This window comes from Sphingomonas faeni, from assembly GCF_040407565.1.
GTDB lineage: Bacteria > Pseudomonadota > Alphaproteobacteria > Sphingomonadales > Sphingomonadaceae > Sphingomonas > Sphingomonas faeni_F.
This window is the reverse complement of the sequence record NZ_JAPZPR010000002.1, coordinates 188,945-209,785: the sequence shown is the minus strand read 5'-3', so window position 1 is coordinate 209,785 and position 20,841 is coordinate 188,945. Positions and strand designations below refer to the sequence as shown.

The 20,841-nt window shown below is 67.3% G+C and carries 20 protein-coding genes; 12 read left to right on the top strand and 8 right to left on the bottom strand.

The window, feature by feature from the left end:
* Window positions 1-86 precede the first annotated feature (86 nt).
* Genes O6Y00_RS05395 through O6Y00_RS05385 form a run of 3 tightly spaced genes read left to right on the top strand, consistent with a single transcriptional unit; the run spans window position 87 to window position 3,499 of the window.
* Entirely contained in the window at window positions 87-1,271 is a 1,185-nt protein-coding gene (locus tag O6Y00_RS05395; protein ID WP_353441580.1) for a hypothetical protein, read from the top strand.
* On the top strand, window positions 1,268-1,543 hold the full coding sequence (locus O6Y00_RS05390; RefSeq protein WP_353441579.1) for a PqqD family peptide modification chaperone: 276 nt from the start codon (window positions 1,268-1,270) through the stop codon (window positions 1,541-1,543). Before O6Y00_RS05395 ends, O6Y00_RS05390 begins: the two co-directional genes overlap by 4 nt.
* A gap of 42 nt (window positions 1,544-1,585) precedes the next feature.
* Entirely contained in the window at window positions 1,586-3,499 is a 1,914-nt protein-coding gene (locus tag O6Y00_RS05385; protein ID WP_353441578.1) for an asparagine synthetase B family protein, read from the top strand.
* A 183-nt stretch (window positions 3,500-3,682) separates the two neighbouring features.
* Here the strand turns inward: O6Y00_RS05385 and O6Y00_RS05380 are convergent, their stop codons facing one another.
* Window positions 3,683-3,862, bottom strand: a complete 180-nt coding sequence (locus O6Y00_RS05380) for a hypothetical protein (RefSeq protein ID WP_353441577.1) — start codon at window positions 3,860-3,862, stop codon at window positions 3,683-3,685.
* Between the two features lie 302 nt (window positions 3,863-4,164).
* Here O6Y00_RS05380 and O6Y00_RS05375 point away from each other — a divergent pair, with 302 nt between their 5' ends.
* The 4 genes from O6Y00_RS05375 (at window position 4,165) to O6Y00_RS05360 (ending at window position 6,935) form a co-directional block, all read left to right on the top strand.
* On the top strand, window positions 4,165-4,674 hold the full coding sequence (locus O6Y00_RS05375) for a phage tail protein (RefSeq protein ID WP_353441576.1): 510 nt from the start codon (window positions 4,165-4,167) through the stop codon (window positions 4,672-4,674).
* A gap of 99 nt (window positions 4,675-4,773) precedes the next feature.
* Window positions 4,774-5,316: a phage tail protein gene (locus tag O6Y00_RS05370; protein ID WP_353441575.1), complete on the top strand. Its 543-nt coding sequence runs from the start codon at window positions 4,774-4,776 to the stop codon at window positions 5,314-5,316.
* Between the two features lie 47 nt (window positions 5,317-5,363).
* Window positions 5,364-5,903, top strand: a complete 540-nt coding sequence (locus O6Y00_RS05365) for a phage tail protein (RefSeq protein ID WP_353441574.1) — start codon at window positions 5,364-5,366, stop codon at window positions 5,901-5,903.
* A 480-nt stretch (window positions 5,904-6,383) separates the two neighbouring features.
* Complete coding sequence (locus tag O6Y00_RS05360; RefSeq protein ID WP_353441573.1) at window positions 6,384-6,935, top strand: GNAT family N-acetyltransferase; 552 nt, start codon at window positions 6,384-6,386, stop codon at window positions 6,933-6,935.
* Here the strand turns inward: O6Y00_RS05360 and O6Y00_RS05355 are convergent.
* Entirely contained in the window at window positions 6,910-7,233 is a 324-nt protein-coding gene (locus O6Y00_RS05355) for a DUF6916 family protein (protein ID WP_353441572.1), read from the bottom strand. The two genes, O6Y00_RS05360 and O6Y00_RS05355, sit on opposite strands and share 26 nt — an antisense overlap.
* Before the next feature lie 47 nt (window positions 7,234-7,280).
* On the opposite strand from O6Y00_RS05355, the gene O6Y00_RS05350 reads away from it, so the two are divergent.
* Entirely contained in the window at window positions 7,281-8,564 is a 1,284-nt protein-coding gene (locus tag O6Y00_RS05350) for a nucleotidyltransferase family protein (RefSeq protein ID WP_353441571.1), read from the top strand.
* Here O6Y00_RS05350 and O6Y00_RS05345 read toward each other — a convergent pair.
* From O6Y00_RS05345 to asnB, 5 genes are all read right to left on the bottom strand, one after another.
* Window positions 8,530-9,795, bottom strand: a complete 1,266-nt coding sequence (locus O6Y00_RS05345) for a sugar transferase (RefSeq protein WP_353441570.1) — start codon at window positions 9,793-9,795, stop codon at window positions 8,530-8,532. The genes O6Y00_RS05350 and O6Y00_RS05345 overlap by 35 nt on opposite strands.
* Window positions 9,796-9,908: 113 nt before the next feature.
* Window positions 9,909-11,186 (bottom strand): nucleotide sugar dehydrogenase, encoded by a 1,278-nt coding sequence (locus O6Y00_RS05340; protein ID WP_353441569.1) that lies wholly within the window; start codon window positions 11,184-11,186, stop codon window positions 9,909-9,911.
* Complete coding sequence (locus tag O6Y00_RS05335) at window positions 11,183-12,313, bottom strand: glycosyltransferase family 4 protein (RefSeq protein ID WP_353441568.1); 1,131 nt, start codon at window positions 12,311-12,313, stop codon at window positions 11,183-11,185. The genes O6Y00_RS05340 and O6Y00_RS05335 overlap by 4 nt, the downstream gene beginning before the upstream one ends.
* Window positions 12,298-13,359 (bottom strand): EpsG family protein, encoded by a 1,062-nt coding sequence (locus O6Y00_RS05330; protein WP_353441567.1) that lies wholly within the window; start codon window positions 13,357-13,359, stop codon window positions 12,298-12,300. Before O6Y00_RS05330 ends, O6Y00_RS05335 begins: the two co-directional genes overlap by 16 nt.
* Window positions 13,353-15,329: an asparagine synthase (glutamine-hydrolyzing) gene (asnB, locus tag O6Y00_RS05325; RefSeq protein WP_353441566.1), complete on the bottom strand. Its 1,977-nt coding sequence runs from the start codon at window positions 15,327-15,329 to the stop codon at window positions 13,353-13,355. Before asnB ends, O6Y00_RS05330 begins: the two co-directional genes overlap by 7 nt.
* Window positions 15,330-15,544: 215 nt before the next feature.
* On the opposite strand from asnB, the gene O6Y00_RS05320 reads away from it, so the two are divergent.
* The 3 genes from O6Y00_RS05320 to O6Y00_RS05310 are packed head-to-tail and all read left to right on the top strand — an operon-like array spanning window position 15,545 to window position 18,633.
* Entirely contained in the window at window positions 15,545-16,330 is a 786-nt protein-coding gene (locus O6Y00_RS05320; protein ID WP_353441565.1) for an FkbM family methyltransferase, read from the top strand.
* Window positions 16,327-17,499 (top strand): glycosyltransferase, encoded by a 1,173-nt coding sequence (locus O6Y00_RS05315; RefSeq protein ID WP_353441564.1) that lies wholly within the window; start codon window positions 16,327-16,329, stop codon window positions 17,497-17,499. The genes O6Y00_RS05320 and O6Y00_RS05315 overlap by 4 nt, the downstream gene beginning before the upstream one ends.
* A gap of 3 nt (window positions 17,500-17,502) precedes the next feature.
* Window positions 17,503-18,633, top strand: a complete 1,131-nt coding sequence (locus O6Y00_RS05310) for a glycosyltransferase family 4 protein (RefSeq protein WP_353441563.1) — start codon at window positions 17,503-17,505, stop codon at window positions 18,631-18,633.
* Here the strand turns inward: O6Y00_RS05310 and O6Y00_RS05305 are convergent.
* Window positions 18,570-19,778: a glycosyltransferase gene (locus tag O6Y00_RS05305; RefSeq protein ID WP_353441562.1), complete on the bottom strand. Its 1,209-nt coding sequence runs from the start codon at window positions 19,776-19,778 to the stop codon at window positions 18,570-18,572. The genes O6Y00_RS05310 and O6Y00_RS05305 overlap by 64 nt on opposite strands.
* A gap of 29 nt (window positions 19,779-19,807) precedes the next feature.
* Between O6Y00_RS05305 and O6Y00_RS05300 the strand changes: the two genes are divergently transcribed.
* Entirely contained in the window at window positions 19,808-20,809 is a 1,002-nt protein-coding gene (locus tag O6Y00_RS05300; RefSeq protein ID WP_353441561.1) for a glycosyltransferase family 2 protein, read from the top strand.
* Window positions 20,810-20,841: the final 32 nt, after the last annotated feature.

Here is a 20,841-nt window from a genome sequence, read left to right as displayed (position 1 = left end):
CACGAAGCGCGTGGTGCATCCTATCGACCGACGCGCCGCATACAAGCTCGGGGGCGACACCGCAGACACGCCCGGGTCGCCGCGCGATGAGCGACAGCCTCGACATCATCCGATCGCAGATCTTCGCCGACGCCGATATGCAGCATCGTCTCGCCGCAATCGAGGATCGCCCGGCATTCGTCGCGGCGGTGCTCGACGTGGCACGGTCGTCCGGCATCGCGCTGGATGCCGAAATGGTGGACCGCGCGCTCGTCCCCGATCCGCTGGGACTGCGGCGTTTCGACCCTGTCACGGCGACGACGATCTCAAACGATTGGCCGTGCATCGGGTGGCTGCCGAGCGCGATCGTACAGTCGTCCGGCACGCCGTTGGTCGAATGGCTCCATTTCGGTGGCGCCCGGTTCGATGCGCCGTTCTTCGAGGACGCCGTCCGCCGGGCGCGACGGCGGCCGCTCAACCGCCTGCTGCAGTGGCACACGCCGCTCGCCCGGCTCGCGGATACCGCGCCCGCGCTTACCCCACCGGACGGGCTGGTCTTCCACATGTCGCGGTGCGGATCGACGCTGGTCGCGCAGACGATCGCCGCAATTGCAGGGACGCGAGTGATTTCCGAGGCGGCGCCGATCGACGGGGTGGTGCAGTTTGCACGGTCGCATCCGGATCTCGCAGACAGCGCTCGCGCGGATTTGCTGCGTGCGATGGTCGGGGCGCTGGGGCGTGGAGGCAATCCGGAGGGCGCGTACGTCGTCAAGCTCGACAGCTGGCACACGCTCGCGCTGCCGCTGTTCAACGCAGCGTTCCCCGACGTACCGTGGATATTCCTGTACCGGGATCCCGTCGAAGTCATGGTCTCGCAGATGCGCGCGCGGGGGCTGCAGACGGTGCCGGGCGCGATCGGCGATCCATACGGCATCGCACCCGGCCTTTCGGTAGAGGCGCATGTCGGACGCGTGCTGGCGCGGATCGCGGATGCCGTGCTCGACCATGATCGATCGAACCGGCTGCTGATTCCCTATGACGATCTGCCCGACGCCATCGCCGCGCGGATCGTGCCGCATTTCGGCATAACCCTCACCGCGGACGATCGCGTCGCGATGGCGGCGGTTGCGACGCGCGATGCCAAACGGCCGGGCACGCCGTTCCTCGCCGACGGCGCCGGCAAGCGTGCCGAAGCGAGCCAGGCGGTCGTCGCGGCCGTCATCACTCATCTCGCCAGCACGCATCGGCGTCTTGCCGCGGCGGCGCGCGCGCAGTTCGGAGAGCATCCATGATCATACGCAAGCAGGGCGACTGGCTTGCCGCCAGGGTGGGCGACGAGATCCTGATGATGAGCGCCGAACAGGGGCTGTACCTCGGCCTCAACGCGGTCGGTGCGCGGATCTGGGATCTGATCGAGACACCGAGCACCGCCGATACGGTGTGCGCGCGGTTGCTGACCGAGTTTGCCGTCGAACCCGACCTGTGCAGGGTCGAGGTCGATGCTTTCCTCGTGCAACTCGCCCGGCATCGCGCGATCGTGCTGGAGCCGCCGACGCGTGGTTGAGGGACGGCCACCGGCGGGGTCGGTACCACCCGTGGCGCCGCGATGAGCGCGATTTTCGGCATCGTTCGTTGCGACGGCGCCGAGGTCTGCGCGCGGACGATCGACCGGATGGCAAACGGCCTGCGGCATCGCGGCCCCGATGGGTGCCGCAGCGTTGTCGAGGGGCGGGCGGGGCTCGGGCACTGCCTGATGCGGGTGACCAGCGAGGACAGCCTTGAGCGCCAGCCGACCACCGATCACGATTCGCTGATCCTCGTGGCGGACCTTCGGCTCGACAATCGCGAAGCGCTGGCCGACGCGCTGGACATCGCCGGGGACGTGCTTGCCGCAATGCCCGACAGTGCGGTCCTGCTCGCAGCCTATCGTTACTGGGGCGCGGGCTGCGTCGATCGGCTGCTCGGCGATTTCGCGTTTGCCCTGTGGGACGCGGCCGCCGGCACCCTGTTGCTGGCGCGCGATCCGATGGGACAGCGCGGGCTCTATTATCATGCAGGCGCCGGCTTCTTCGTGTTCGCGAGCGAAGTGAAGGCGTTGTGGGCGGTCGAGGGCGTCCCGCGGCGGCTGTCCGACGTCGCGATCGGCGCACGTCTGCTGTTCCCGATCGATCCGCGACCGGACGCGACGCTGTTCGAGACGATCGCCTCGCTGCCCGGCGGCACGATGCTGCGGCTCGATGCGGCGGGCGGCATGACGACCGAGCGCTATTGGACGCCGCACGCGGCGCCCGAGCATATCGATCGCGACGAGGCCTATTATGTCGCCACCTATGCCGCGCTGGTGGAGGAGGCGGTGGCGTGTCGGGTACGGCGATTGGCGCGCGCGCCGGGGCTGTTGTTCAGCGGTGGCTTCGACAGCGGCAGTATCGCGGTGCTGGCAGGGCCGATCGTCGCTGCGGCCGGGCGAAGGATCGTCGCGGTCGCCTCGGTGCTGGCGGTGGGGGAGCGGCGCCGGGTTCGCGATGCGCGCGCGGCGGTCGAGGCGTTCGCCGATCGGCCGGAGCTCGATATCCGCAGCTTCGTGCGGTCCGTCGAGACGCCGTTCGCGGATCTGGAGCGGGGCTTTGCCGAAACCAACGATCCCGGCGGCGGGTCGCTGGTGCGGCGTGGGCTGTACCGGGTCGCGGCAGACGCCGGCGTGCGGCTGGTGATGGACGGTCACGGCGGCGACTACACCGTCAATGTCCGCGCCCCGGCAATGCTCGGCCGAATCCTCCGGCGCGGCCAGCTCACGCGGTTCGCCCGCGAATTCGCGGCGCGGCGCCGGGCAACGGGGCGTTCCAGTGTCGCGATCCTGCATGACGACGTGATCGGCGCGCTCCTGCCTTTGCAGCTGATCGCGGCGGTGTATGCGATGCGCCGGCGGTTCGTGCCGCTCTGGCGTACGCGGGTGATCGCCGAAGATTTCGCACGGAGGTTGTTCGCAAGCGGTGCGATCGATCCTGCGCGATTGCGACAATCGACACCGGTGCACAATCGCTGGGGGACGCGGTGGCTGCATCTGTTGCGCCGGGTGTCGGACAGCCCCGCCACCGCGCAGACGCTGGCGGGGTTACACGGCCTGGAGCTGACTCGGCCGTTTCACGATCGCCGGGTGGTCGAATTCGCGTTGGCGATTCCGGAGTCGTTGCAATTCAGGAACGGCGTCGAACGCTATCTGGCGCGAACCGCGTTCGCCGATCGCCTGCCCGCATCGTTGCTGGCGCGTGGGCCCGGCAACGATGCGGAGGAGCCCGACCTGTTCCGATCGGCGGCGGAGGAAGCGCCGGCCGCGCTGGCCGCAGCGCAGGCGCTGGACCGCGACGGGGCCCTGTCGCGCTACGTCGATTTCGCGAAACTGGCAGCGATGATAACCGATCTCGACGAAACGCGCCTGGCGGATCATCGGCGCGTGATCGTGGCCACCCTGGGAATCACGACGGCCCGGTTCGTTGCCTGGTTCGACCGAACCAACGACTAAGCGCCGAGGGGAGGCGGACTTGCGCCGCTACCCTGTCGGCGGCTGGGCCTGGCCGCCCTGTCCTCGGGCTGCCCGATCGTCGGTCGCCGGTGCTCGCCGGGCACAGGTCGTCGCCGACCAATCGCCGGGCTTACGTCGCATAGAGTGGCACGACTGAATTCGAGGCGTGCCACACCGGTCGGATCAGGATCCGTATTGATAGTTCGAGATTGGCGACGTGCCGTCGGAGCCGACCCCCACCTGAGCGCCCGCGTTGCGGAGTTCAGAGACGATCACTTGCGGTGTCGACCAGGTCTTCAGTCCAACCGGTTCGGCGGTATCTGACGGCGTATCGATGGTGGCTTTGGTTGACGGTGCGGTCACGAGCTATCCCCTCCGGTCGTTGATGCCGGTATGGTTCAGGCCTGCCACGTTTTATTTTGCGATACAATAGAGACGATCGTTGACGCATGAGTTGTCGACGGTATCGCCCGTGCTTTCCTGTATCTCTTTTGTAGGTAGGCGGCAGGGCTGACTATTTATCTTGCAGTGCCGGTATTACATCCAAGATAGATCAATCTTTCAATTGATCGAGCATTGCCGGAACCGGGTATGCGCGTAGAACCAGGTCTATCGAATTTCTTCCGTCGCGTTGGCGAGTCGAAACATCATGGGGGAGAGGCTGCATGTCCGAACCGTTTGTCGGCGAGATAAAGGCGTTCGGGTTTCCGTTCGCACCGCGAAATTATGCGCTGTGCAACGGTCAGATGATGCCCGTCTCGCAGAACCAGGCCCTGTTCTCACTGCTCGGCACGCAATTTGGCGGCAACGGACAGAACGTGTTTGCCTTGCCGAACCTGCAAGGCCGTGCACCGACCGGCGCTACGGGTACCCTGCCTCAGGGAGCGGTCCTCGGACAGGAATCGGTGACGCTCAATGTCAACGAGATTCCGTCGCATACGCATGCGCTGAACGGGACGTCGACGGTCGCCGACCGCCGGCCCGCCCGCGGCAACACCTTTGCCAACGATACGTCGCCGGTCACGCAATTCTACGCACCTGCCGGCAATCCGGTGGCGCTGGCGGCGCAGAGCCTGTCACCGACCGGGGGTAACCAGGCCCATGCGAACATGCAGCCGTTCCTGGTCGTGAACTACTGCATCGCGCTGACCGGGGTATTCCCGTCGCGCAACTGATGTCGGCGCGGTGCCGGCCGGCGACACGCTGGCGGGCACCGATGCGACCCAATGCCGCGACCGGTCTGCTTCTGGCCCGTCCGAACGACAGGGGAATTTATGAGCGATGCTTTCTTGGGCGAAATTCGGATGTTCGGCGGCAGCTATGCGCCGGTGAACTGGGCGCTGTGCAACGGGGGGACGTTGCAGATCTCCGATAACGATGCACTCTTCTCGCTGCTGGGAACGACCTATGGCGGCGACGGCGTCTCGACCTTCATGCTGCCCGACCTGCGCGGACGGTTGCCGATCCATCAAGGCGGCGGCCCTGGATTGACGCCGCGTGTGATCGGGACGGTGGGCGGTACCGAAACGGTCACGCTGACGATCCCAACGATCCCGGGGCATATCCACAGCGTGGTGGCTTCGACCAGCCCGGGTACGCTCGACGGGCCCACGCCGACCGCACTACCGGCGACGCCGACGGGCGGCGTTTCGCCTTTTCTCTACGTCGTGCCGGGGTCGAGCACGGTGGTGCCGGGGCCGATGGCGCCCAGCAGCATCGGCGCGATCGGCAGCAACATGCCGCATTCCAACCTGATGCCATCGCAATGCGTGACGTTCATCATCGCGGTCGGCGGTCTCTTTCCCAGTCGTAACTAGCAACGCCGCAATCGGCAGAGTTACAACCACCCTTCGGAGTACCGATCATGGGCGACCCTTTTCTCGGCGAGATCAAGACCGTCGGCTTCAATTTTGCGCCGCGTGGCTTTGCGGTCTGCAACGGGCAGATCATGCAGATCCAGCAGAACACCGCGCTGTTCGCCATCCTTGGCACCTCTTACGGCGGCAACGGCTCTACCACGTACGCGCTGCCGGACCTGCAGGCGACGACTCCGATGCACTGGGGCGCAGGGCCTGGACTGACGCCGCGGACCGTCGGCGAACGCGCTGGCGCAGTACAAACTTCGCTGGGGCTGGCCGAATTGCCCTCTCATGCGCACGTGCTCAACGCCGCCGCGCTCAATCCGCCCAACACTGCCCAGAATGTCCCGGCGCCGACTGCGCAGGCGATGATCGGGCCGTCGAACCCGAACATGGCGTTCAGCGACACGTCCACGCCGTCCGTCTCCCTGTCGCCCAGCGCGATCGGCATGACCGGTGGATCACAGCCGCATGAGAACCGACAACCGCTCCTGGCGCTGACGTTCGTCATCGCGTTGCAGGGGATCTTCCCGTCACGCAATTAGCACCCGCGATGCCATGGCGATCATCGCTGGTGGCGGATGTTCGCGTGGCAGGAAGGCGCATGCGAGCGCTGCGCCGAGCGGGCCGTCGACCGCTCACTTGCTCGGGCGGTGTTCGAAGCCTTCTGCCCGTGGGGCCAACGCTTTCCGCGTCGACCGTCGTGCATCACGAGTGGCTTGCGTTGGACCATGCCGGCCCGGACGATGCCGGCTCGGAACATGCGGGCCCAGATGATGCCGGCTCTGACGATGCCCGCTTGGGCCATACCCGACAGGATCATGCCAACCGCCGTCAGGGTCGCGGCCGATCGCGCGTTCGTCGCCGGCAGTCTCGAAGCGCATTTATTCCCCTCGCCAGTCCGCACGTCGCACCCGGGAGCAGGGGGGGGCGCGTGGAATGTGCAGCCCGGTGATCCCGATGCAAACGTTGATGCTCCCGCGTCTCGCGCGTCGGCAGCGTCGCGTATTCCGTCAAGCCGCGTCGTGACGAACGCGCCCCCGCCGGCTCTGGCCTGTCCCCGCTCGCTGTCGCGGCAAGGCTATGCGTTGCGGGACGAGCGCGATGACGACACGGCGTTCCTGCAGATCCTGTATGCCTCGACCCGTGCGGACGAAATCGTAGCGATCGACGCCTGGACGGCATCGCAGGCCGGCGCGTTCCTGAACCAGCAATATGCAGCGCAACGGCATCATTATCAGACGCAGATCGGGCCGTGCCGGTTCCTGGTGATCGACCGCCACGGCGAGCCGGTCGGCAGGCTGTATCATGCGACGCGGCAGACCCAGTTGCGGGTCGTCGATATCGCGCTGATGCCGGCGGAGCAGGGCATGGGCGTCGGCACCAGCCTGATCGAGGCGGTGATCGAGATGGCGAACGCCGCTGAGAAATGCGTCGGCATCTTCGTCGACAAGGGTAGTCGGGCGCTTGATCTGTACCGGCGCCTCGGTTTCGAACCGATCGGCGAAACCGCAATGCATATCGAGATGGAGCGCGCCGTCGGTCCGCCCGTCAGCCGAACGCAGCCTCGTAGCTGACGCCGCGCATGCTCTTCGCGATGGGGACGAGAAAGATCGCCTGCTCGCCCAGGACCGGGTGGCGCAGGTCATATGTGCGTTGCGGAAGAACGTCGCCGGCGGTGGCGTGGAATATCAGCGAGAATGGCGTGGGAAACCGATCGGCGGTGGTCGCCCCCGTGGTGGTGCCCGTAGCGGTGGCCGTGGCCGCGGCCGGTGCCGCGCGCGCTTCCTCGAGTACCAACTCGATACTGGCGCCGCCATCGTCGATCAGCGTAAACTGCGAGCCGACATGACCGGCAAAATCATCGTAGAGCATGATGCGTGGTTCCGCCCCGCGGTGTCGTCGCTTGCGAGGACCCGATGATGACCGCGCAGGGCGATGCGATCAACGCCAACCGCGCGACGTCGATCGATTCCGATCAGATTGCGGCGGGTGAAGCACCTTCTATGATGCTCGCGGCACGGCCGAGCGGATCGGCGGAGTTTCGGCTGGCGGTTGCCTGCGCCCGGCATCCGGCGTCCAGCGTGCGCGTCGTCGCCGCGGCGCACGAGTCGATCGACTGGGCCTTGTTCGTCCGCGTCGCGAGGCGGCACGGTATCGCCAGCCTCGCGGTCGATGCGTTGCTGCAAGCCGACGTGGCGGTTCCCGAGGCGCTCGAACGGATGGCGCGCCGCCGGGGTCGTGCCGCATTGCGCCAGGCGGGCGAAGCGTTGCGGTTGCAGGATCTGCTTGCCGCGGCAGGCGTCGCCGCATTGTTCCTGAAAGGCCCGTCGCTGGCCCAGCGCGCGTTCGGGACGATCGGCTCGCGCGATGCGGTCGATATCGATGTCGCGGTCGCACCGCATGCGGTCGCGGCGGCGTGGTCGGTATTGTCTACGGCCGGCTATATCGCGGAAAGCCCGCGGCGGCGGCTGTCGGGCGCCGCGCTGCGAACCTTCCTGGCCGTCGCCAAGGACAGTTTTCACCGCCACGCGACCAGCGGCGCGATCGTCGAACTGCATTGGCGACTGTCGGACGATCTGGTCGATCCGGCGATACCGGATCCGACGACATGGCGCGGGGTCGAGGTGGCGCCGGGGCGCGCCTTGGCGACGCTCGGCGACGATACGCTGTTCACCTATCTGTGTGTGCACGGCGCGGCGCATGGCTGGGCGCGGCTCAAATGGCTGGCGGACATCGGTGCGTTGCTGATCGACAGCGACGATGGCGGCGTGCGCTACTGGCGTGCGGCGCAAACCGCCGGTGCTGACAGGGCGGTGGCCTCGGCATTGATGCTCGCCGATCGACTGCTTGCAATCGATCCGCCTCGGGGTTTCGTGGCACCGCACTCATGGCGCTTGCGGGCGTTGCTCGCGCTTTCGTCGCGAACGATGATGGCAGGCGGCGGGGCGCGCGAGCTCGCGTCGACGCCGTATCGCGGCTGGGTCGAGTTCGCCGCGAAGCTGCTGATCGCGCCCACGCTGCGTAGTCTTGTGCCAACGCTGCGGCGGTTGGCGATATCGAGCGAAGACGTCGGCACGCTCGCTTTGCCCGCCGGTTGCATCTGGCTCTACCCGCTGCTGCGCGTGCCGATGCTGGTGGTCCGCCGCCAGCGTCGTGCGCGATTGCGGCTCAGCGCGATCCGAACCCGGTCAGCAGCGTCTTGATCGTCCGCACCACGATCAGCATGTCGATCCAGAAGGTGAAACGGCTGATATAGAAGAAATCGTAGCTGAGCTTCTTCAGCACGTCGCCGATGCCGGTCACGTGCCCCTGGTTGACCTGCGCCCACCCCGAAACGCCCGGTCGCACGACATGCCGGTAGCGATAGAACGGGATTTCGGATTCGTACCAGAGCGAGAGTATCTCGGCTTCGGGGCGCGGGCCGATCCAGCTCATCTCGCCGCGCACCACGTTCAGCCATTGCGGCAATTCGTCGAGCCGAGTGCGGCGCAGCGTCCTGCCGATCCGCGTGACGCGCAGATCGCCATCGAGCGTCATCGCGGCGTGGCGCACCTCGTGCAGTTCCGGCGTGCGCCACTCCGGCGAGGCGCCGATCATCGTCCGGAACTTCCACACCGCGAACGGGCGCCCGCGATAGCCGATCCGGCGCTGGCGAAAGAAGATCGGGCCGTGCGAATCCAGTTTCACCGCCACCGCGACAGCGACCACGACGGGCACGACGAACGGACAGATCACCACCGCGATGACAAGATCCGCGAGGTATTTCACCGACAGGTAGATCGGGTTCGGGACAAGCGATCCGAACGCGTTCTCGGACAACCGTTCCATCTGCACCTGTCCGGTCAGCGACTGGCGAAGCTGTTTGTAATGGACCACCGACACGCTCGCGAGCGCGCATTCGGCGAGGAATCGCTGCCATTCGGGCGGCAGGTCGGTTTCGAAATCTGCCGCCAGGATCGTGCAGTGTCGTGGCAACGCCGGCGTCTCGAGCGGCGTCCAGGCGATGCCGTCGATCGCGTAGAGCGTATCGGTGGCGCCGAACGGGACGACCGCGATATCGAGCAGCCGGCGACGCTGGATCATGAAATAGACGACGTAATACCAGATGACCGCCAGCACGAAGCCGGCGGCGAGCAGCGGCCGGCTATATTGCAGCCGCAGCAAGAACAGCAGGACGAAGGTCGCGGCGAACGTCGAGGAGAACACCGGCAGCACGTAGTAGCTCGCCCGGATGCCGGGGAACGCGATGAGGTTGCGGAACAACCAGAAGCCGATCGCGATCCCGCCGACGCTGGCGAGGCCGGATACCGCGAACAGCGACAGCCGCACCAGTCGAGGCTCGATGAGCGCGGCGATGCACAGCGGCAGGATTGTCGCGATCAGGATCGCACCCCCGAACTGGACGCTGGCGCGCGACCAGAACCGCGCACGCATCGATTGGCGATCCTGCGCCGTCACCTGCGATCCCCTCCAGCGCCGCGATGTTCGTGGCGTCAGTCTGGATCATGCGGGGGGGCGTGCAAACCGTCAGACGGGTCCGTTATCGATCAAAACGTCCAGCGCCGCGCATGCGCGAATGCCGAGGATTGCAGCACGATATTACGGAGATCGCCGAACACGCCGCCGGGGTGCACCAGGGCCGCGATCGTCGAAGGGTCGAGCGCGCGATATTCCGCATGCGCGACCGCCAGCAGGACGATGCCGTAAGGACGCGACGGAAGGTCGGCCAGCAGGGTCAGGCCATATTCGTGGAGCGCTTCGCCCGCGTCGGCGCGGGGATCGTGGACCTCGACGCGGTGACCACGGCGCACCAGGCCGGCGATCACCTCGGCGACCTTGCTGTTGCGCAGATCGGGTACGTCCTCCTTGAAAGTGAGGCCCAGCACCAGCGCGTCGACCGGTGCCGAAACGCCGTCGCACAGCCGATCCGCGACCCAGTCGGCCATCGCGTCGTTGGTGTCGCGGCCGGCGAGCACGATCGCGGGATCGTGGCCGAGCGCCTCCGCGCAATGGCTGAGATAATAGGGATCGACGCCGATGCAGTGACCGCCGACGAGGCCCGGCTGGAAGCGCAGGAAATTCCACTTCGTGCCCGCCGCGGCGAGCACGTCCCACACCGATATGCCGAGCTTTGCCGAGATCTGCGCGACTTCGTTGACGAAGGCGATGTTGACGTCGCGCTGTGCGTTCTCGATCACCTTGGCGGCCTCGGCGACGCGGATCGACGCGGCGGCGAACGTGCCGCCGGTCGTCAGCCGGCCATAGACCTCGCACAGCGTCTGCGTGACCGCCGGGTTTTCACCGGCGACCACCTTGGTGATGCGATCGACGGTGTGTTCACGGTCGCCCGGATTGATGCGCTCGGGCGAGTAGCCGAGGAAGAAATCCTCGCCGCGGGTCAGGCCGGACACGCTTTCGATGATCGGCCCGCAAATGTCTTCGGTCACGCCGGGATACACGGTGCTCTCATAGACGATGATCGGCTTGCGCGTGCGGTCCAGCATGCCTGCGACCATCGTGCTGGCGTCGCGGACCAGCCGCAGGTCGGGCTGGTTGGCCGCGTCGACCGGGGTTGGCACCGTGACGATATACAGATCGGCGCGGTCGCACGCGGCGGGATCGTCGGTCAGCACGATGCTCGATGCGGCGAGCGTCTCGGCAGAAATCTCGCCGGTGCGGTCATGGCCGGCGCGCAGTTCGACGATCCGGCGGGCGCCGATATCGAGCCCTGTCGTCGGATAGAAGGCAGCGAGGCGCACCGCCAGCGGCAGGCCGACATAGCCCAGTCCGACGACGACGATGCGCAACGATTGTGGTTCGGTCATTGGATATGCTTGTCCTGCAAGGCCTTGGCGATCGCCGCCCTATACGCCGTGATGATTAAGGATTCGGCGAACCGGCGTGCGACATCGGCGCGGGCGGCGGCGCCCATCGCGACGCGTGCCGCCGTCGTCATGTCGAGCATCGTCGTCATCTTGGCGGCCAGATCACCCGCATCGCGGACCCGGCACAGCAGCCCGGTCACGCCGTCGACGATCACGTCGCGACAGCCGGGCACATCGGTGGCGATCGCCGGGCGCGCCATCGCCGCCGCCTCAAGCAGCACGCGCGACGTGCCTTCGCGGTACGACGGCAGGACGATGCAGTCCGCGCGCGCGATCGCGGGGCGGACGTCGTCGGCGGACCCGAGGTAGCGGATCGCGCCGTCGTCGATCCAGCGCTGTAGTGTTGCCGACGCGATCGCGGTGTGGTTGTCCCGGTCGATCGGGCCCAGTATCTCGAAGATCACGCCCGGATGCTGTGACGCGAGGCTGCGCGCGGCGTCGACGAATTCGTGGACGCCCTTGTCCCGGATCAACCGCGCTATCAACAGGAAGCGGAACACATCATCGGTTTTCGGTGGATACGCACTCGGATCGAAGGCCGTGACATCGATCCCCGATCCCGGCAGCACTGCGCAGCGTGCGGGACGGACCAGCCCGAAACCCACGAACAGCGCGCAATCGTCCTCGTTCTGGAAAAACACGAGCGCGGCACGACCGAGCCCGATCCGGTATAGACCTTTGACGAGGATCGTCAGCCAGTTCGATCGGATGAAGGCGGTGCCGAGCCCGGAAATGTTGGCGATCGCCGGGATGCCGAACAGCGCGGCGGCAAACGCGCCGTACACGTTGGGCTTGATCGTCCAACTCAGCACGATGTCGGGTCGCTCGGCCTGGATGATCAAAGCGAACCGCGCGACGAGGATCAGGTCGCCGATCACGGAAACGCCGCCGCGCGCGATCGGCAGGACGATCGTTCGTGCGCCCAGCGCCCGCACCGCCGGCACCGCGTCGTCGTCGGGTATCGCGGCGATCACCGCATGGCCGTCCGCGATCAGCGCACGCACCAGGCCGCTGCGGAAATTGACGATGTTCCAGCCTGCGTTCGCCGAGATCAGCACGCGAGACACAGGCCGTCCTCGAAGAAATAGAAGCGGTAGGGCAGCCAGTAATCGACGTTGACCGCATAGTTCAGCCAGATGAAGAAGGCTGCGGCATACAGCAGCAGGATGGCGACCGTCAGCAGCCGTTCGCCGTTCGCATCCCTGGCGAACGCGGCGGGCATGCGCGCATAGACGAAGCATTGCACCGGGATCAGATAAAGGCCCAGCCGGTCGACGACCGTGGACGAGCGGAACGCGAACAGCAGCGCGAAGGCGGCGATCGCGGCCAGGCTGAGCGCGGTCCACACGCTGCGTTCGGCCCCCTCGACCGCGAACCGATCGCGAAAACCCAGGAAGATCGCAGCCGGCAACGCGGTCATGAACAGCCGCACCGCCGCCCCCGAGGAGGTCATCGCCGAATCGATGTAGTTGGCGACATAGCCGCCATGCGCCGAGACGATCGCATAGCCCAGCATCGCCAGTCCGAGAACCGCGAGACCGACGCGTACGGCAACGTTGCGATTGACCGCCATCACCCCCAGCGGCAGCAGGATGAACGCGGTTGAATGAAACAGCGCGCCGACCACGACCCAGGCCGAATAGCGCAGCACGTGCCCGCGTCGCAGCGTCATCAGCCCCATCAGCAGGAACGAGATCGCCATCCCCTGACGGATATAGCCCATGCCCATGACGACGACGAGATACGGCACCGCCACCGCCATGCAGAGCCAGGGTCGCGGCTGATCGCGACAAAACCGGGTCAGCGCGATGCCCATGACGAGGCCACTCGCCGCGGTGACGAGCAGCAGCCCGATATGCGAGCGCGCGGCAAAGGACAGCAGCAGCGCGAACCCCGGATCGCCGAGCGGCGACAGGTCGACCGGGTTCCACGTGGCCTGTTCGACCATCCGGTCGTAATTCGACCAGTCGCCACCGGTCTGCCAGCGGAAGCCGATCAGCGCGATCGTGGCGATCAGCGCGAACCCCCAGGCGAAACCGAACCGGCGCGCCCGATCCCGCTCGATCAGCGCCATGCTCGACGGGAAACCGAACATCAGCCAGTAGATCAGCATGACGCGGCCCAGGCGCGGTACATCAGCACGCTCCATAGCGATGCGGTCCAGTCGTGCGTGCCGGCCTGGTGTTCCACCCAGCGCGCGCGGATCGGCACCATGTCGAGCAGCGCGTCGTCGGGGGCCATCAGCGTCTCCGCCCAGTCGCGCAGCGGACCCCGTAGCCACAGGCCCAGCGGAATCGCGAACCCTGCCTTGGGACGCTCGACCAGCGCGGGCGGAACGTAGCGATATAGGATTTGCCGCAACGGCCATTTGCCCTGGCCACCGCGCTTCTTGAATGCCAGCGGCGTGCGCCAGGCCTGCTCGACGACGCGGTGATCGAGGAACGGCATGCGCGTTTCGAGCCCGACCGCCATTCCCGCGCGATCGACCTTGGTGAGGATGTCGTCGGGCAGATAGGATGTCGCATCCCACTGCATCATCTGTTCTTCGGGCGCAGTCCTCGCCGGGGCCGGCGCGGTTCGGGCAAGATCGTGGTAGCCGCGTACCGGAATCGCGTCCCCCCATTGCTCGCTCGACGCGCGGTAGATGTCGCGTGTCGCAAGCGGCGTGTGGAGCATCCGCGCGAGCTTGTGCATCTTGTCGCCGAGCATCGGGGTTGACGGGATGCCGGGCAGCGCGGTGAGCCGGTCCCAGCGATGCGGGGCGACGGCGGAGATCGCACTTCCGACTCGGCGACGCAGTGGTGGCGGCAGGCTCGCCGCCATGGTCCATAGCCGGCGCGACACGAGGTAGCGATTATAGCCGCAGAACAGTTCGTCGGCGCCGTCGCCCGACAGCGCCACGGTCACCGACCCGCGCGTCAGCCGGCTCAGCAGGACGGTCGGCAATTGCGATGAATCCGCGAACGGTTCGTCATAGATGACCGGCAGGTCGGGGATCACCGATCGGACCGTCTCGGCATCGACATAGAGTTCGGCATGGTCGGTGCCGAGATGCCGCGCGACGGCGCGGGCGAACGGTGCCTCGTCGAAGCCGCTTTCGGCGAACCCGATCGTGAACGTCTTGACCGGGGCGGTCGCGACGTCGCGCATCAGGGCGACGATCGTCGAGGAATCGATTCCGCCCGACAGGAACGCACCGAGCGCGGTATCCGCGACCATCTGCTGCGACACCGCCTCGCGCAGCACGTCGTGCGTGCGATCGACCGCCTCGCCCGCGGTCATCGCCGGATCGACACCGTCCGCGATCGTCTGCTCGAGCGACCAGAAGCGTGTGCACACCACGCCGGCAGCATCGTCGGCATTGGCCGCGTCAACGTCCGGTGGATCCGAGCGCAGCGTCGACAGGCCAATCTCGTCGATCGTCACGATCGTCCCCGGCTCGACCTTGAACACGCCCGTGAAGATCGACCAGGGCGCCGGCACGCAATTGTGCCGCAGATACAGCGCCAGTACGTCGCGGTCGACGACGCCCGCGAAGCCAGGTGCAGCGCGCAGTGCCTTCAGTTCGGACCCGAACAGGACAGCGCCGTTCGACCAGCCATAATATAGCGGCTTCTCGCCGATCCGGTCGCGCGCGAGCGACAGCGTCCGTGTTTCGCGGTCCCACAATGCCAGCGCGAACATCCCGACGGCACGCCGCAGCGTATCGGCCAGGCCCCAGCGCGCGATGGCGTGGACGAGAGTCTCGGTATCCGAATGGCCACGCCACGCGGTCGTGCTCTCCGCGTCGAGTTCCGCCCGCAAGGCACGGTGATTGTAGATCTCCCCATTGTAGGTGAGGATGTGCCGGCCGGTGGGTGTCGGCATCGGCTGATGCCCGGCGGCGGACAGATCGATGATCGACAGCCTGCGATGCGACAGCGCGATGCCGGCGTCCGGATCGGCCCATACGCCGGCATCGTCGGGACCGCGATGCGCCAGCGCATCCGCCATGCCGCGCGCGACGTTGGTCAACGCGACATCGGTCAGCGCGGCATCGGGTCGGCGCGGTCGCTGCGTCCAGATGCCGGCGATCCCGCACATCGGGTGTTCTCCCCCTTCGCCCCGGCGGATCGCCGGGCGACGGACACCCCCTTGGCCGGCATCGACGGGGAGAAGGCGGTATAAGCGGTACGAAGTCCAGCAATCCGACGGCACGACATGGTTCGTTTCCGATCCAGTTCCGGTGTCGGCGACGCGCTGCGAAGGACCATGATGCAGCCATGCCAAACGCCGTGCCCCTGCTCGTTTCCCGTCGGATGAAGGCGGGCATTCGCGATGCCATCCCGGCCGCATGGCGCGTGCCTGCGAAATACTGGCACGCCCGCGTCACGGGTACGCTGGAGCCCGAGATGCGCTTGCTCGGTCACCTCATCGAACGCGGAGAAAGGGCGATCGACATCGGCGGAAATTTCGGCGCCTATGCCTTTGCACTCGCGCGGCTCGGAACACGTGTGGAGGTGTTCGAGCCAAATGGCATCTGCTTGCGCTCGCTCGATGCGTGGGCGGCAGGACAGCCGGCGGTGACGATCCATCCGTTCGCGCTGTCGGCCACGCCGGGTCTTGCCGCGCTCGTCATTCCAGTCGAGGCGGACGGTACGGAACATGATGCGGCGGGCTCGATCGAGCCGGGCCAAGCCGACAGCGCGCGCAGCGAAACGGTTGCCGTTCGCACGCTCGACAGTTTCGGGTTCGACGACGCCGCCCTGATCAAGATCGACGTCGAGGGGCATGAAGCCGCGACGATCGAGGGTGCGCTGGCGACGATCGCCGCGTCGAGCCCGGCCTTGCTCGTCGAGATCGAGCAGCGCCACCGCGCGGCGCCGATCCAGGCGACGTTCGATCGGATTACAGGGTTCGGCTATCGCGGGTATTTCCTGCGTGACGGCCGCCTCGTCGATCTGGCCGACTTCGATCGTGCCGTACATCAGTCACGCGGGGCGCTCGGGGGATCCGCTTACGTCAACAATTTCCTGTTTCTTGCCGACGCGCGATTGCAGGCCGGCGCGTATCGCGCACTGACTCTCGCCCGGTCGCACGCGTGACTGGCCGCTTGCGGATCGCGGTGATGACGCCACGCTACGCCATATCGGGCGTACCGCTGGCGCAGTGGCGGTTTGCAGCGGCGCTTGCAGCCGATGGCCATGCGGTCGACCTGATCGTCGGTCGCTGCGATCCGGACCTGACGATCCCCGCCGCACCTGGTGTCGCCGTGCACGTCTTGGCAGTCCCGAAGGTTCGCGATCTCACGGTACCGATCTGGCGCTATCTTCGCCGTGAAAAGCCCGATGTCGTGTTCGCGGCGGAGGACCACCTTACCGTGATCGTGTTGCTCGCCGCGATCCTGTCGCGGTCGCGCGCCAAGATCAGCGGTTCGTCGCGCGTCACGCCGTTCGATACCTATTCGAACGTACCGTTCACCAAGCGCTGGGTGCTCAAATGGGCAATGCGGGTGGTCGCACCGCGCGCCGATGCCTTGACCTGCGTCTCGCAGGACATGGTCGCGCAATATCGCCAGGTCTTCGCGAAGGCCCGCCACGTGTGCGTCTACAACATCGTCGACCAGCCCGCCGCCCGCGCGAAGCGTGACGCGCCGTTGGACGATCCGTGGTTCGTGGGGAACGATGTGCCGGTGATCGTCGCGGCCGGGACGCTGGCGCCGTGGAAAGGGTTCGACGACCTGATCCGCGCGATCGCCATCTTGCGCCGGACACACGCGGTGCGGCTGGTGATTCTCGGCGAAGGCGATGCGCGCGGTGCACTCGAGGCGCTCATACTGGCGGAGGGCGTTGCGGACTGCGTTCGCTTGCCGGGTCGCGTCGACAATCCGCTCAAATATTTCGCGCATGCCGACGTTTTCGCGCTGTCGTCCCATGTCGAGGGCCTGCCGAACGTGCTCGTCGAGGCGATGCTGTGCGGCTGCACGCCGGTCGCCACCGACTGCCCGACCGGTCCGCGCGAGGTGTTGCAGGATGGACGCTACGGCTATCTGGTGTCGGTCCGCGACCCGGCTGCACTGGCGGAGGGACTATCCCGCGGCCTGGACCAGCCGATCCCGCCTGCCACCTTGGCCGAGGGGGTGCGGCCGTTCGAAGAGCGGGCCGTGCTCGACCGTCATTTCGCCCTGCTCGGCCTCGGGCTCGGCCTCGGGCTCGGGCTCGGGCTCGGCCTAGACCGCGAGCCCGGGCCGGCGCCGCTCGCACCCGCTGGCTGACCGGTGCGGATCGGGCTCAACGCGACCTGTTTCGACGATCGGCCGTCGGGCGCGAACCAGCGGTTTCGCCTGCTGTACGGGGCGGTGATCCGTCGTAATCCGCAGCACCAGTTCCTGATCTACGAACCCGCCGACCACCGTATCGCCGGCTGGTTTGCGGATTGCAGCAATGTCATCGCGCGGGTCACGCCGGTCCGCGGTGCGGGACGACTGACGCGCCTGGCGACCGGTCTTCGATATTGGCGTACCGCGTTTCGTGCCGATGCGGTGGATGTGTTCGAGACCTTCTGCCTGCCGCTGGTGGCGGCGCCTTGCCCGACGATCCTGACCGTCCACGACCTGCGATCGCTACAGGTGGAAAGTCGGGTCGCGCGTGCGATCGCGCGAATGGTCCTGAGGCATGCCTTCGCCCGAGCCGACCACATCGTCTCGGTGTCGGCCGTGGTGCGAGACGAAATAGCCGCGTTCCGTCCGGGAACGCAGGTGTCGGTCGTCCATAACGGCGTTGCGCGATCGGCCGCGGCGTCGTGCGAAGCGCTGCCCGCCGGGCTGCCCGATCGGTTCGCGCTGGCGGTGGGACATCTCGAAGCGCGCAAGAATCTGCCGCTCCTGATCGACGCGATCGGCCGATTGCGCGATTCCGGCGCGATACGGCCGCTGGTGCTGGCCGGACGCGACGGCGGCGTGCGCGACCAGTTGCGCGGGCACATCGCCGCGCGCGATCTCGGCACGGTCGTCCATATCGTCGAGGACGCGGACGACGCTACGATCCGTGCGCTATATGCCGCGTGCGCCCTGGTCGTCGTGCCGTCCTCCTACGAGGGTTTCGGCATCGCGCTGATCGAGGCGATGGCGGCGGGGAGGCCGCTGGTGACGAGCGACATCGCCGTCTTTCGCGAAGTCACGCAAGATCAGGGCTGCTATTTCGCGGTCGACGATCCCGCCGCAGCGGCCGCGGCGATCGATCGGGTATGGACGGACGATACCGAACGGGCGCGACTGATTGGCTATGGCGACATGCGTGTCGGCGACTTCGCCTTCGACGCGCTCGCCGACCGGATCGCGGCGCTTTACACGCCCAGCGCCACCGCCAGCCGCGCCCGGGCGGCCGCGACGGAATGGAATCGCTCGTAAAGCGCGCGCATCGCCGGATCGAACGCGGGTAGGTCGCGCGCCAGCGCAGCCTCGATGGCGAGGACGAACGCATCCGCGTCGGGCGCAAGCCAGCCTGCCGCGACGATCGCCGGATCATAGCCGGAAAAGGCCTCGGGCGTGCCGATCACGCGCTTGCCGTACATCAGCGCCTCGGCGACCTTGGTCTTCATCCCCGATCCGTCGAAGATCGGCGCCACGACGACGCGCGCGTCGCGGTACCAGGGGCCGACATCGTCGACTGCCCCAACGATGTTGACATGGGCATTGCCGGCGAACGCTGTGGCCAGATCGTCCAGACCGCGACCGACGACGCGCGTCGGGATCGCCAGCCGCGGTGCGACATGGCGCGCGAACCAGCGTATTCCGTCGCGGTTGGCATAGAATCCGCCGCCGACGAACAAGGCGTAGGGGGGAGGCGTGGCGCCCGACTGGATTTCGTCCTGCGCTCGTCGGGGACGGTCGCTGAGCGCGATGGGCAGGACCGCGTCGGCCTTGCGACCGTAAAGCCGTGCCATCGCCGCACTGTCGCGTTCGCTGAGACAGAGCAGCGTGTCGCTGTGGCGCACCGCGGCGCGTTCCGCGACGGTGTTGGCGATCACTACCGCAAGCGCTCTCGGCCCCGGCCGTGCGCGCATCGCCCCGAGGAAGAACCGCGCCTCGACATTGTGCAGGATCGTGACGACCGACACCTGCGGGAAGCGCCGCTTGATCGCGCGGGCCGCCGCCCCCCGGTTCGAACCGTCGAGGATCACGCGCGTCACGCCGCGCGCGTCGATCTCGACGAGCAGCGCGTCGATCGCCTGGCGGTCGAGCCCGTCGATATGCCCCTTGAGAATGCCACCGATCGCCGAGCGTTTGCCGGTCGGCGCGAACACCGACAGGCGGGTGCCGTACAGGTCGGCGAGGATCGCGTGGTTGGTCGCCGACAGCATCGCCCGGCCGCCGTGCGGTGGATCGCCGTATGGCGCCATGACGAGCAGCACGGCGCCCTGCGTCGCATCCCCCCCGTCCGCTGGACCCGCCGCGCTCTGCATCCCGCTGCTATCGCCGATCGCAACGCCGTCGGCAAACGCCGTCTCGGGCAGGGCGCGCGTATCATCGCGTGGCCCGTCGATGGTAGCCACCGCGCCCGGTGTGCGCCATGATCGACGGCATGTCCTCTGCGACTCCCGATATCTCGGTCGTCATCCCGTTGTTCGAGGCGGAGGCGTTCATCGTCGCGACCCTGGACTCGGTTCTCGCGCAAACATTGCCGGCCCGCGAAGTGATCGTGGTCGACGACGGATCGACCGATCGCGGCCCCGCGCTGGTCGAGGCGATCGCCGATCCCCGCGTGCGCCTGATCCGGCAGGCCAATGCCGGTCCAGGTGCGGCGCGCAACACCGGGGCGGGTGCGCCGCGCAACACCGGGATATCCGCCGCCCGCGGCGCGTGGGTGGCGCTGATCGATGCGGACGATCTGTGGCGCTCCGACCATCTCGCCAACCTGGCCGCAGTGATCGCGGCCCATCCGGCGGCGGATGCGGTGGCGGCGGCGTCGGTCACGTTCGAGGCGGGCGCATTCGGGGCGGGCATGTTAGGCTCGGGCCTGCCGCCTCCCGACGACGAGCGCGCGGCCACGACGCGCGAGATCGACCTCTTCCGCGATCATCGCAGCGATCTCTTCAACGCCTCGAGCATCGCGTTTCGCCGCGCAGCCTTCACCGCGACGACGGGCTTCGGCACGTTCGGCGCAGGCGAGGACACGGAGTTCTGGATCCGTTTCGCGCTCGATCACCGCATCGCGATCAGCACGCGGCCGACCGCGCTATACAGGCGAAGCAACGGGGGGATCATGGACCGCGAACAGGCACGGATGGCGCGCGGCGATCCGATGCTGGTCTCGCCGGTGTTCGCGACGCTCGATGCGGCGCTGCTTGCCCCTGCTCATGCCGCGCGACACGCCGCGATCCGCGCCTATGCCGACCGTACGCGGATCGCCTATGCGCGCAGTCGGGTGTATCACGGGCAGGGCATCGCGGCGCGCGCACTGTTGGCGAACGTCACGCATTGGAACGCGGCGCGCGGAGTGCTGACGGCGCTATCGCTGCTGCCGAAGCCCGTCCTCCAGTATCTGTCCCGCAACTATTCGCGGGCAAAGCGCATGCTCCGCTAAAAGCTGTCCGCGTGGACTGGCGAATCGTCGCG